Below are 11,853 nucleotides of genomic sequence, written 5' to 3'. Positions count from 1 at the left end.
GAGTTTTATGTTGGCGTTGAAGGCAAGCTTTAACTGCCTAGTGTTACTGACAACACTTGTTGTCAGTAACACTGCTAGCGCAGGCACAAACAGCAACGAACTATCAGTGGCGCAAATCCAGTTAAAGGATTTACGCACCAGCCAATCCTCGGTCAGTTACCATGCAGAAAAACCTACCGTGTTGATGTACTTTCAACCTGATTGCAGTTGGTGTAAAAATCAGGGCAAAATTATCACCGAGCTATTAGGCGAATGTGGCAATAGCGTCCACTTTACTTTAATCGGCGATAAAGGCTCTAAAAGCCAACTTAAACGCGAATTACATCATTTTTCAGCTGATATACCATCACAACAAAGCAATAAAATGTTCGTCCGTAAAAGTGGCGGTGTTAAGGGGTTCCCCACCACTTTAGTGCTCGATACCCAAGGTAATGTGCTGGCTAAACGCCGCGGTTTTACCTCAGAAACCATGCTACGTAAATTAACCAACGAGCTCAGCCAAGGTGAATGTGCACTTGAGTAGCATGTGGGTTCTAGTCATTACCAATATAAAATGGGCAGAATGATGTCATTCTGCCCATTTTATATATCTATGCTTTTGTTATATTTCGCACTATAAAGTCAATGCTCATCTATTAGTAACCAGCCTAATTCACCTAATAGTAACCAGCCTAAAATAGCGACTTAACCTGAACTTTGGTTACTTAACCCAGTGCATAATCTCGTTGGCTTGCATTAAAGCGTACTGTCTTTTAGTCAAGCTGCCGGCAGGTTCAAACATTAACAGTTCAGCTGGTCGTGCTTGATACTTAGCAATAAACTGGTCGCCTTCAGGTGTTCCAATTCGTGCAATAAGAAACGACACTTCATCACCTAACGTCGCGCGAGCTGTATTCATTTGCTCGGTCTGACTGTTACTTACCGCAAGGTTAGGGTCGTAAACAAACACTAATACAGGTTTACCAGAACCAATATCTTCATGGCTGGTTTTAAAGCCTTTCGGCAATACACTAAATACCACAGCTATTAAAATCACAATGGCAGCAATGACGCCTAACACAATCCAAGGCTTGCGAGACTTAGTTGACTGACTAGATTGAGTTGTATCCTTGATAACAAGTCCCTCTTTAACGGGTGAAATACGCAATAAGGTGTGAATTGTAATAAACGTATCTGAGAATTAGCTTAAAACTTTAGCGCTTTATTTTTAAGTGCACTAATTTTTAAGCTATTGAAACTCACTCCACAACATAATTAATTCATCATAAAGCGCTAAATTCAGCCCTTACCTCACTTTACCTAAATATCTAAAAAAAACTTAAAACCTTTAAAATCTTATAGTTAAGCCAAGTTCTTTTCTCGACACCCTCAACATGAACAACGCTCATGTTGCAGCGGAAATTTAATCAATTTTCATCATCTACCTAAACACGTATAAAACACACTCGGCTTACAAAAAAGATGAAGGCTAATCGCAGGAGCACTTTCAAAAGGATTTGAAAGCCAAATAAGCATTAGCGACAGGTTCAGGGTTTATTACGAAAAGGGATAGCAGATCATGAGTAACGATTTTACATTTTCGATTAAAAATATTTGTCTTGATGAAAACTACCAGCCATCAGACAGCACTCGCATTACCACTAACTTTGCCAACTTAGCCAGAGGTGAAAGTCGTCAGCAGAACTTACGAAACGCATTGACGATGATCGATAACAGTTTTAATGCCCTCGCCTATTGGGATAACCCCAAAGGTGATCGATATTCTGTCGAACTTGAAATCATTTCTGTAGATATGAGAATTGAAGGAAATAATCAAGCATTCCCGTCAATTGAGATATTGAAAACCCATATTGTGGATCATCACACCAAGGAACGGATTGAAGGCATTGTCGGCAATAACTTTTCATCTTACGTGCGAGATTATGACTTTAGCGTCTTACTGTCTGAGCATAATAAAGGCCAAAGTCAATTTAGTATCCCTGATACCTTTGGCGATCTGCATGGCAAATTGTTTAAGTATTTCGTGAACTCAGATACCTATAAGCAGCACTTCAAAAAAACACCGGTTATTTGCCTGAGTGTGTCAGACAACAAAACCTACCAGCGCACGGGTAATCAACATCCATTATTGGGGTTTGAGTATCAACCCAATGAGTCATCGTTAACCGAGCAATACTTCAAAAAAATGGGCTTACAGGTTCGCTACTTTATGCCGCCTAAAAGTGTTGCACCATTAGCGTTCTACTTTTTTGGCGATTTACTGAATGATTACAGTAACCTCGAATTAATTAGCACCATCAGCACAATGGAAACCTTTCAAAAAATTTATCGACCTGAAATTTATAATGCCAATGCGGTGGCAGGAAACTGCTATCAGCCTAATTTGAAAAACCAAGACCACTCGCTCACGCAAATTGTTTATGACCGAGAAGAGCGCAGTAAGTTAGCAGTGAAACAAGGCAAGTTTGCAGAAGAACACTTCATCAAACCTTACCAATCATTACTCGAACAATGGTCAGCGAATTACGCAGTTTGAGTACTCATTTTAGCGATGGCATTAAGCTACACACGCAAAAATTTAAGGCACAGCAGCATTATTATGAAAACAAATACACAAACACCTCTATTGCCAACATCAACAGCGGGCAGCTTACCGAAACCGTCATGGCTTGCAGAGCCTGAGGCCTTATGGTCGCCTTGGAAATTACAAGGCAAGGAATTAATTGATGGTAAACACGATGCGCTGCGCTTGTCATTGCATGAACAGCAACAAGCAGGGATTGATATCGTCAGTGATGGCGAGCAAACCCGCCAACACTTTGTGACCACCTTTATCGAGCACTTAACTGGCGTTGACTTTGAAAATCGAAAAACGGTTAAAATACGTGACCGTTATGATGCGAGCGTGCCTACTGTCGTGGGCGCTGTTTCACGTCCTAAATCGGTTTTTGTTGAAGACGCTAAAGTTCTTCGTCAGCAAACCAATAAAACCATTAAATGGGCCTTACCTGGACCAATGACCATGATAGATACCCTTTATGACGACCATTACCACAGCCGTGAAAAACTCGCTTGGGAGTTTGCCAAGATACTCAACCAAGAGGCGAAAGAGTTAGAAGCTGCAGGGGTTGATATCATTCAATTTGATGAGCCTGCATTTAACGTGTTTTTTGACGAAGTGAATGAATGGGGGATTGCGTGTTTAGAGCGAGCAATCGAAGGCCTAAAATGCGAAACCGCGGTGCATATTTGCTATGGCTACGGCATTAAAGCCAACACAGACTGGAAAAAGACCTTAGGCACAGAGTGGCGCCAATATGAGCAGGCCTTTCCTAAACTGCAGCAGTCTACTATCGATATTATCTCGCTAGAATGTCATAACTCCCATGTGCCCATCGAACTGCTTGAGCTAATACGAGGTAAAAAGGTAATGGTGGGTGCAATTGATGTCGCCACCGACACCATCGAAACACCTGAAGAAGTCGCAGCAACCCTACGTGAAGCACTCAAATATGTGGATGCCGACAAGCTGTACCCATGTACTAACTGCGGCATGGCACCTTTATCACGTGATGTCGCAAGAGGAAAATTGAATGCTCTTAGCAAAGGCGCTGCAATGATTAGACAAGAGCTTGCTGCCAACAACTAGAAAAGTGACTAAAGTAAGTTAAAGCGGATAAATAAAACAAAGTGCTCAACCTGAGCACTTTGTTTTAAATCGACTAAGTAATATAAATAGAAGTTTAAATAATGAGCCTAAAATAGAAACACTACAGAAAAAGCTGCCCCAACATCCGCAAACCCGTGAACAGTAATACACAAGCAAAAACCTTCTTAAGCTTGGCTCCATCTAGCTTGGCCCCTAATGATGTCCCAACAGGTGCAAATAATACTGTTAGCGGCACAATGCAGATAAACCCTACCAGATTAACCAAACCCAAAGTGCCAGCTGGCGCATCGCTTGGGGTACTGCCTAATACCAACATAGTGAGCGCCGCAGGCAACGAAATAATTAATCCAATCGCTGCAGCCGTACCTACTGCCTTATGAGCTGGGTAGTTATAAAGCGTCAGTAATGGCACCGAAATCGTGCCGCCGCCAATGCCTACCATTGAACTGAAAAAGCCAATCGAAGTGCCCATAACCGTTTGCCCAACGTTACCGGGTAATTGTTGATAGTGCGCTGCCTTTCCCGTTCTCAATAACATGTTTAATGCTGATAGCGTCGCAATAACCCCAAACACCATCGTCAGTATCGTACCGTCAACACGCGTCACCAACCAACTGCCCAACAACACGCCAATCAGAATAAATCCAACCCACCGTTTAAGCAGCTCAAAATCGACATTGCCTTTTTGATTGTGAGAACGAATCGAACTTACCGAGGTCGGCACTATGGTCGCAAGCGAAGTGGCAGTAGCAACTAACATCGCCGACTCAGCTGATACGCCAAAGCTTTGGAACAAGAAAAACAGCACTGGCACAATAACAATCCCGCCGCCGACACCTAACAAACCCGCTAAAATTCCCGCGAAAATACCTGTGGCCACCAAGGCTAAAAAGGTTGTTATATTCGCTGTTATAAATTCAATGATATTCATTAATGGCAACTTCTATTTGTTTATTGTTTTAATTAAATGAATTGTAAATAAACTCAGCTGATTGATGAATTGAATTGCATTCATCAACACATGAATGAAATTCAACATGGGCAAAAGTAGTAAACAAAAGAATTTGCTAAAAGTAGTAATGAGTAATTTAGGGAAAGTTTGCTCTAAGCTCACATATTCTATTAACGACGTAGCACCGCTATCCAGCGGCCAAGATTAAGTAAACTGACCAGCGAGCCAGCCACATAGGTTAGCGCTGCTGCTTTTAGGATCTTCTCCGCATGTTTTAAGTCACCGTCATGCAGATAATTGCCCTCTTTTAAAATAGGCAGCGCCTTGCCATAACTGGCATCGAACTCCACTGGCAAGGTCACCAAATGCACAATAGTGCTCAACCCCATCGACAGCACGCCAATCAAAATAGTCAACGCGCCAGCTTGCGGTATACGGGTTAGCATAAACACCACTGGCGCCGCGAACATCATTATGCCAGCAATACGTTCACCGACCATTGCAGCTCTAGCGAGCTTTTGTCGCGTGATAAACATCGTCTCGCCACGAGAGTCCTGCAGTGCATGCCCGACCTCGTGGGCAGCGACAGTCACAGCAGTTAGGGAGTAACCGGAATAGTTATCTGGCGTTAGGCGAACAGTCTTAGCGGTGGGATCATAATGATCACCGTCGGGAGTTTCTTCAACTTTGACGTCATGCAGGCCAAAACGATCTAGAAGATGACGAGCAAGTTCACCACCGCTACCTTGCTGACGGTAGCGATCAGCAGGCTGCTTAAACTTGTTAATGACGTGATTGACCCACAAGCCAGGCAAGAATACGCAGCCCGCAATGACAATAAATAGAATGATCCATAGCATGAAAACCAGTATGCCATAAACGGGCATATAACTCTCACCATGATGACTCAAGGCCATTAGCATTGGCTGACTCTTTTTTATTATTTTCCCATCAAGCTTGGCGCCAAATGGCAAATTAGTAGCCTATTTATCCGTTAGCATAAGTCTAAATCTAGACTCATTTTAGGCTGCGGCCTATTTATCACGAGGTGGCATTAGAGTGACTAATAAACGCGTACAGCTTGTTACTGAACCAGAGAAAATCAATCACACTTTAGGTTTGCTCAAGGCTGATAGCCAAATTGACATCGAGTTTGCTTTTTTTAGTAACGAGCGCATCAAAGGCCGTGTTGTAGGTGCTCAAGCTGGCAAGTATTTTCTATTGGCATTACCTAAAACGGTATTTCGTACTCAAGAAAACATGCTAGTTGAAGGGCAGACTGTGGTAGTAAGATCAATTATTGAAGGTAATACAGGTGCCTGCATTGCCTTTAAAGTGCGTATCCAGTCGGTAAGTAGAGCTCCATATTATCTGTTGTTTATCGACTTCCCAAAAAATTAGAGATGATTAACCTGCGCAAACAAGCAAGGTTGAATACTCATCTCCCTGCTAGCTTGAGCGTTCAGCAAGCTAACTCTGAGCAACATAGCCAAGTACTGACCGGGACAATCCATGATATTTCGGTATCGGGTTGTCGCTTTAAAACCGATAGCCAACCTAAAGCCTTACATCATTTAGACAGATTGATTGAGCTAGCTATTAGCCTAGACGCGAGTACTGTACCGCTTAAAATCAAGGCCAAAGTGAGCAATAGCAATGCTGGTCGTAATGGAGTGCTGTCATTAGGAATAGAGTTTTTGACCGAGCAAATGTGCCCTAAAATCAATCAACAGCTCGCTCAACTTCTGCAATATCCTATGCTCTCTAAAGCCAGCTAAAGAAATAATTGGGGGCAGAGTAAACATCATCTAGAATACTCTAAAGCAGTGTCTAGTCACACCTCCAAAAAGCCCCGATTCCGTTAGGTATCAGGGCTTTCAAATCCTGTAAAAGTGGCTCTTTTACTACGACAATCAAAACTCAATATAAAGTATTAATTTTATTGATAATTAAAACAGGTCATTAAAATATACTATGCTGAATTGTTATTTCCAAACGCTGTAATTTAAACAAATAACAAGGACGTTAAAAATGAAAAAAGTGGCACTCATCACCCTACATGGCATGGGAAAGTACAAGCCAAATTATTATGCTGATTTAGAACAAAGCCTTAAAGACATGCTCGGTGACGATTGGGCAAAAGTATCCTTTCAAAATGTGCAATATGCGCCTATTTTACAAGACCCTCAAAATGAACTCTGGAATGACATGTCAACAGAGCCTAATAATGATTTGGACTTCGTCAAGCTTAGGAAGTTCTTACTATTTGGTTTTGGTGATGCAGGCACTATTGGTTACAGCTCAAATAGAAATCGGGAAAAATATATTAAAGTTCAACAAGCGATTGAGCAGACTTTAGCACAGGCTTACCTTGATTTATCAAAGCAAGAGAACAAACCAGTGATTATTCTTGCCCACTCACTAGGCTGCCAAGTTATTTCTAATTATATTTATGACGCTCAAAAGGACTACAACCTATTTGAAACAGCACTGTCAGGTTCAGAAGATGAGACCAAATTTAAAAAATTAAAAAGTTGCCATCACCTATTAACAACAGGGTGCAATATCCCGTTATTTGTAGCAGGCATAGAAAAAGCAAATAGAGTGGCATTTACAAGACCGACAACTGACTTTATATGGGACAACTTTTATGATGCCGATGACGTTTTAGGCTACCCATTAAAACAACTCGGAGATGACTACAACAACATGGTCAGTGATCACGAAATCAATGCCGGTGGATTCCTATCAAGCTGGACACCTTTTAGCCACAGCCAGTATTGGGATGATAAAGATTTGCTTAGACCATTGGTAAAAACACTCAAAGCTCATATGAAGTAATGCTGTAAGTAAAAATTCAAGTTTATCTACAGGCCATAACATCATGATTAATTAGTCTGCTCTCAACGTAAGGAAGAAGCAATAAGGCTTAAACTCAAGCTTATATACAGGACGTAATAATGAAATCTACCCCAACAATATCACTTATACTCATAACCATTGCATTTCCTTTACATGCTTACGAGTTAGGTAAAAAATCTGTCGAGAACTTAAACAAACCAAGCTTCAGCACAGACAGCTTGCTTGGATTGGAATGGCAAAGAAACCACGAAAGGCTCACCGCCATGTCTTTACAGTGCTTAGCGGATGCTAACCGAAATAATGCATCCCTAGAAAACAAGCCAACAGATTGCAGCTATTTAGATAGCTCAAATATGGATTTCGAAATTTTTAAACAACAAGATAGCAAAAGTGAGATTCAAAAATATTTTCAACTGTTGCGAACAGTTAGGTGGCCTGATGATCCAACGCGGCAAATTTATTTATCAGATAAAAGTTCGGCTAAATTTGCTGTCACGGTAAAAGAAATATGCTCAGGTCGGATTGAGGATGATATTGACAACAAAATTGTCTTACCGCGTGATGGCATACTTTGTACCAGTCATTATGGTTCATTACAATTTCTACACGCGATGGCAGAAAAAGATGGCGAAGAACACAGGGTCACTCAGGAGTTAATGGAAACCTGGTCTCGATTTGCCTTTGACTTATCTAAAGGCACCATTGACTTAACGGACAATTATCATAAATTTTGGATAAAAAATGATGCATATCAACCACTGGTTCAAGTAATGCAGGCCGATAAAATAAAAGAATGGGGTTGGCATAAGGATAGAGATATACCCGCATACCTGTATATTTTCAATTGGGATTTGTTTGATGATCCAGACGGTACTTTTAATGCATGGACACTAGGAAGCTTATTTTCTATGGAATGTGATGCAGCTACCCAATCTAGTACTTGTGGACAAATTGAAGATGAAAATGAAATAAGACTCTCAGCACTAGGTTCAATCATTCATATGATTCAAGATTCATATTCAAATAGCCATACTAATCGCTCTACATTTGGAGCAAAACCAACCATATCTTGCAGCCCCATAACGCAGTTTTATAGTTATACGAATCAATCCTCAGATACACATAGTGAATCCGACAAATGGCCAGACTTTGAGTGTGGTGATAACCCAATCACCCTAGACCCAGTTACCGCCGCGGCACAGGTGATTTGGTTACATAACAACCCAACTAGCCGTGGTGAAGACGTGCAAGACATCATCAAAAAAGTGATCAGCCACCCTGGCATAGCCAGAAGTTCAGGGTCTGGGACAAGCTACAAAAAGATATGATGTTCTAGGAAGGAGTTCTTGGGCAAGGGGACGAAACAATGCCAGTCCGTTGTTAGCGGAGTAACACCTCGATCCATCAGCCAAGGTCGCATACATAAAAGGGGTCAGAGTCTGAGGGATCCCCACGAATTTAATAACATGCTTGTGGTTCCCGAATTAAGCCCTTTAGTGTCTTGATAGCTATCTGCCAATGCGATTTCAACAGCTTTAAGTGCCTATCTTTGTATGCTCTCAAGCCTATAAATTGGTTTGAGAGGACATTGCGGTGCTTTATTGAATTAGCTTGATACTGCCAGTGTTTGTCTGCAGATTTCACCGCTAACCCTAAGAGGTACAGTGTAAATTGAGACAAGGAGGCAATCATTAGTAATACGCTAAGTCTAGTTATTATTCGAGTACCACTATCATTCAATTTTAGGCCTGTTTTAACATCTCTAAAGCTTTCCTCTATCTGCATTCTGGTCGCATAAATTTGAACAACACGCTTAGCGGCAGCCTTCGACTGAGAAAGAGATGTTGCCAATAACCAAGGCTCTTTTTCTCGCTCAGCATTGGCTCGAGAACGCTTGCTACTTCTAGCTTTATCGCCAACAGCATTTTTATCTTTTCGTCCTCTTACTGCTCGCTTAAAAAGCACCAACCGAGATTGAAATGGCGAGTTCTCACCTAATAGAAATTCCCCAAGCCATTTGGCTCTAGAGCTTGCTTGAACATACAGTTTCTTAACTGGATACCAATGCTGCTCTGAGAGTTTTTTGCAGTGTGTTCTATTCCTAAAGCGCCCAACGTAATCCCAGTTAAGCGATAGTATCTGCCTAAACCAAGGTATGCGAAAGCCTGCATCGGTGACGATGATAGGCTTGCAATCACTGGGCAGCATGGTCTTTAATTTTGTCAGAAATAATTGGTGAGTCTTTGGCTTCTCTTTCTTATTAAGAGGATGTATTTCTTCGTAGAGCGTGAGTGAGCGTCCTTGAGCTGCAAGGGATGCGCGGATGAGGAAATTCTGTTTACGATCATCCAAATCAGACCAATCAATATGAATAATTGGCTGTTTAATATTCCCCACTAGCAGATAGGCCATACGGCTATAGATAAACTCAATATCACGATGTAAATGAGTGTTACTACAAAGCCTGTCTACACGCTTAATCTTGTGCTTTTCCATGGCTTTACTATCAATGTCTCGACCAAGACCAGTAACAGAAATAGAGCCCCCATTCATCGAACTTTTGATGGCAGTAAATAGGCTCAGGCGACGAGTTTTGTGCATCATTGGGGTGACAAGTGATAGGCATTTTGATAAAACTTGCTTTGCATTCATGGCATTTGCTCGTGGTAATTTTTGTTTGGCGATAAATTTGATCACCAAATGCCGTGAATGTTCCTCATGTTTTTGCCTATCTCATTATTTCTATTTGTCTTTTTGTGGGGATTCGTCAGGCTCTGACCCCACTTATTTGGTTTTATCAAACCAGATATCGCTGGCAGTAAAGATGTATTCATACACATCTCCGCACTCAAGCTCATGGCAAGAAAACCAGTCGTTGGCGACCAAATCAGCTACTTTTCAGAGACTCAAAGTGATGGAAAGATCAAAGCGATAAAAGCCAATATCGAAGGTGTCGCAGTTATCTCTACCCGCAAGTCCAATAATAATCATCGCCGACACGACAAAAATAAGTCAACAAGCGGCATGCTTATCCCTCTATTAGTCATATTTGCCCTCGGCATATTTGGCTTTCAGAAATATAAAGAAATGACAGCAACGCCAGTACTAACGAACCAAGACATTGAACAGATGGAGTGGCAGCCCTCGGTAAAAAGCAATAACCCAATCACTAACCAACCAACATTTAGATGTGAAGCTGGAAAATTCCATTGCAGTCAAATGCGCTCATGTGCCGAGGCGACTTTTTATAACAACAACTGCCCAGGCACAAAAATGGACGGTGATAGAGACGGCATCCCCTGCGAAAGCCAGTGGTGTAACTGATATTAAGAGGTCAGTATAGTGATTATTAAAACCCGCTTATTTTATATTTTAAATATAATTTTTAAGCATCTCTCTATTTTTTAATTCAAAGTTATAAAACAGTTCTTCATTATTGTCTTTACCTACATCAATAAACCATAATTTAGTTAGTATCCAAACTAAAGCGGCACTTTCTGTTAAAAATATTTCACTATCTTCAGGAGACAAACCAAAATCTTTCCGGACAGTCTGTTTTTGTTCTTCATTTAAAGACGGATGAAGCTCTAAAGCAATTGGAACTTGCAAGTTCCAAAGATAATCATCTTTTAAGGACTCATATGCCAAGCCTTTCTTAGAATCACCCTGAACATTCTCAACACTTGCAACCCTAGAAAAGTTAAAATTTTTGAACCTCTTCTCCTTATTTTTTTCACTCCGATCATACGCTCTAAATTTCCAGTTTTTACCATCATTCATTAATGATAATGGAACAAGTTCACGGGCTTTATAATTAGAACTATTACCAGATATATATTTACAGGAGATTGCTTGATGGTTACTCATAGCTCGAGTTATAACAGATACGTTTTCTATATTTAGCTGATTAGAAATTCTTCCAATTCTCTTATACTCAAGAACAGGCCTATCTGACATTTTATTTTTATTAAATCCATTTGCCAGCATGCCTAGGCCAGTTTCAGAATCTAATGGGATAAGAGGCACATATGAATCCAGCTTAATACTATTTACTTTAACTTTACTGTCATAAAAAAAGTTATCCTTCCTATATTGCTTGTATAACGTAATCATTCTAGATGCAGCAGCTTCAGCTAAGCCAAACTCGTTATATAGATCCTGCCTCTTTATTACACCAGTAAATCTCAATTTGAAGTCTATATAAGCTAACCTTTCTGCGTTAATTTTGATTTCACTTTGAAGCTGATAAAAGCTGTATGTGTTAGTCATATTTAAACTCTATATGATAATAATTAATTCAAAAATACCCTCTAACCATACAAAAATCAACAAATGCATATCATAATGATCTACATTGTTCCATTATTTG

The 11,853-nt window shown here is 40.7% G+C and carries 13 protein-coding genes; 8 read left to right on the top strand and 5 right to left on the bottom strand.

The annotated features are described in order from the left end of the window. The first annotated feature begins 7 nt into the window (after positions 1 to 7). The gene (locus SJ2017_RS02665) at positions 8 to 523 is read left to right on the top strand and encodes a TlpA family protein disulfide reductase (RefSeq protein ID WP_080914784.1); all 516 of its coding nucleotides are present in this window, start codon (positions 8 to 10) and stop codon (positions 521 to 523) included. Positions 524 to 700: 177 nt separating this feature from the next. Here the strand turns inward: SJ2017_RS02665 and SJ2017_RS02660 are convergent, their stop codons facing one another. Then, complete coding sequence (locus SJ2017_RS02660) at positions 701 to 1,147, bottom strand: hypothetical protein (RefSeq protein WP_244899757.1); 447 nt, start codon at positions 1,145 to 1,147, stop codon at positions 701 to 703. Between the two features lie 411 nt (positions 1,148 to 1,558). Here SJ2017_RS02660 and SJ2017_RS02655 point away from each other — a divergent pair, with 411 nt between their 5' ends. Next, positions 1,559 to 2,536, top strand: a complete 978-nt coding sequence (locus SJ2017_RS02655) for a DUF1852 domain-containing protein (protein WP_080914783.1) — start codon at positions 1,559 to 1,561, stop codon at positions 2,534 to 2,536. A 63-nt stretch (positions 2,537 to 2,599) separates the two neighbouring features. After that, a complete protein-coding gene (locus SJ2017_RS02650; protein ID WP_080914782.1) occupies positions 2,600 to 3,649 on the top strand; it encodes a methionine synthase in 1,050 nt (349 codons plus the stop codon). 121 nt (positions 3,650 to 3,770) lie between these two features. Here the strand turns inward: SJ2017_RS02650 and SJ2017_RS02645 are convergent, their stop codons facing one another. Then, entirely contained in the window at positions 3,771 to 4,601 is an 831-nt protein-coding gene (locus SJ2017_RS02645; protein WP_080914781.1) for a sulfite exporter TauE/SafE family protein, read from the bottom strand. 191 nt (positions 4,602 to 4,792) lie between these two features. Then, positions 4,793 to 5,545, bottom strand: a complete 753-nt coding sequence (locus SJ2017_RS02640; RefSeq protein WP_244899756.1) for a zinc metallopeptidase — start codon at positions 5,543 to 5,545, stop codon at positions 4,793 to 4,795. A 136-nt stretch (positions 5,546 to 5,681) separates the two neighbouring features. Here SJ2017_RS02640 and SJ2017_RS02635 point away from each other — a divergent pair, with 136 nt between their 5' ends. From SJ2017_RS02635 to SJ2017_RS02620, 4 genes are all read left to right on the top strand, one after another. Further along, positions 5,682 to 6,023, top strand: a complete 342-nt coding sequence (locus SJ2017_RS02635; protein ID WP_167692880.1) for a flagellar brake domain-containing protein — start codon at positions 5,682 to 5,684, stop codon at positions 6,021 to 6,023. Positions 6,024 to 6,025: 2 nt separating this feature from the next. Then, a complete protein-coding gene (locus SJ2017_RS02630) occupies positions 6,026 to 6,400 on the top strand; it encodes a PilZ domain-containing protein (RefSeq protein ID WP_080914779.1) in 375 nt (124 codons plus the stop codon). A gap of 253 nt (positions 6,401 to 6,653) precedes the next feature. After that, a complete protein-coding gene (locus SJ2017_RS02625) occupies positions 6,654 to 7,463 on the top strand; it encodes a hypothetical protein (protein WP_080914778.1) in 810 nt (269 codons plus the stop codon). A 119-nt stretch (positions 7,464 to 7,582) separates the two neighbouring features. Beyond that, on the top strand, positions 7,583 to 8,812 hold the full coding sequence (locus SJ2017_RS02620; protein ID WP_080914777.1) for a hypothetical protein: 1,230 nt from the start codon (positions 7,583 to 7,585) through the stop codon (positions 8,810 to 8,812). A gap of 130 nt (positions 8,813 to 8,942) precedes the next feature. On the opposite strand, the gene SJ2017_RS02615 is transcribed toward SJ2017_RS02620, so the two are convergent. After that, a complete protein-coding gene (locus SJ2017_RS02615) occupies positions 8,943 to 10,136 on the bottom strand; it encodes an IS4 family transposase (protein WP_080917359.1) in 1,194 nt (397 codons plus the stop codon). A 144-nt stretch (positions 10,137 to 10,280) separates the two neighbouring features. Between SJ2017_RS02615 and SJ2017_RS02610 the strand changes: the two genes are divergently transcribed. Beyond that, positions 10,281 to 10,808 (top strand): excalibur calcium-binding domain-containing protein, encoded by a 528-nt coding sequence (locus tag SJ2017_RS02610; RefSeq protein ID WP_244899799.1) that lies wholly within the window; start codon positions 10,281 to 10,283, stop codon positions 10,806 to 10,808. Positions 10,809 to 10,856: 48 nt separating this feature from the next. On the opposite strand, the gene SJ2017_RS02605 is transcribed toward SJ2017_RS02610, so the two are convergent. Then, on the bottom strand, positions 10,857 to 11,753 hold the full coding sequence (locus SJ2017_RS02605; protein WP_080914775.1) for a BrxR family helix-turn-helix transcriptional regulator: 897 nt from the start codon (positions 11,751 to 11,753) through the stop codon (positions 10,857 to 10,859). Between the last annotated feature and the right edge of the window lie 100 nt (positions 11,754 to 11,853).

This window comes from Shewanella japonica, assembly GCF_002075795.1.
In the GTDB taxonomy this organism is placed as follows: Bacteria; Pseudomonadota; Gammaproteobacteria; order Enterobacterales; family Shewanellaceae; genus Shewanella; species Shewanella japonica.
This window is presented reverse-complemented; position numbering and strand designations above follow the sequence as displayed.

What these genes read in the sequence shown, in the direction of transcription:
- SJ2017_RS02620 (WP_080914777.1), top strand. Translation starts at nt 7,583, where the DNA reads ATGAAATCTACCCCAACAATATCACTTATACTCATAACCATTGCATTT.
- SJ2017_RS02625 (WP_080914778.1), top strand. Translation starts at nt 6,654, where the DNA reads ATGAAAAAAGTGGCACTCATCACCCTACATGGCATGGGAAAGTACAAG.
- SJ2017_RS02640 (WP_244899756.1), bottom strand. Translation starts at nt 5,545, where the DNA reads ATGCTAATGGCCTTGAGTCATCATGGTGAGAGTTATATGCCCGTTTAT.
- SJ2017_RS02655 (WP_080914783.1), top strand. Translation starts at nt 1,559, where the DNA reads ATGAGTAACGATTTTACATTTTCGATTAAAAATATTTGTCTTGATGAA.
- SJ2017_RS02630 (WP_080914779.1), top strand. Translation starts at nt 6,026, where the DNA reads ATGATTAACCTGCGCAAACAAGCAAGGTTGAATACTCATCTCCCTGCT.
- SJ2017_RS02605 (WP_080914775.1), bottom strand. Translation starts at nt 11,753, where the DNA reads ATGACTAACACATACAGCTTTTATCAGCTTCAAAGTGAAATCAAAATT.
- SJ2017_RS02650 (WP_080914782.1), top strand. Translation starts at nt 2,600, where the DNA reads ATGAAAACAAATACACAAACACCTCTATTGCCAACATCAACAGCGGGC.
- SJ2017_RS02615 (WP_080917359.1), bottom strand. Translation starts at nt 10,136, where the DNA reads ATGAATGCAAAGCAAGTTTTATCAAAATGCCTATCACTTGTCACCCCA.
- SJ2017_RS02645 (WP_080914781.1), bottom strand. Translation starts at nt 4,601, where the DNA reads ATGAATATCATTGAATTTATAACAGCGAATATAACAACCTTTTTAGCC.
- SJ2017_RS02665 (WP_080914784.1), top strand. Translation starts at nt 8, where the DNA reads ATGTTGGCGTTGAAGGCAAGCTTTAACTGCCTAGTGTTACTGACAACA.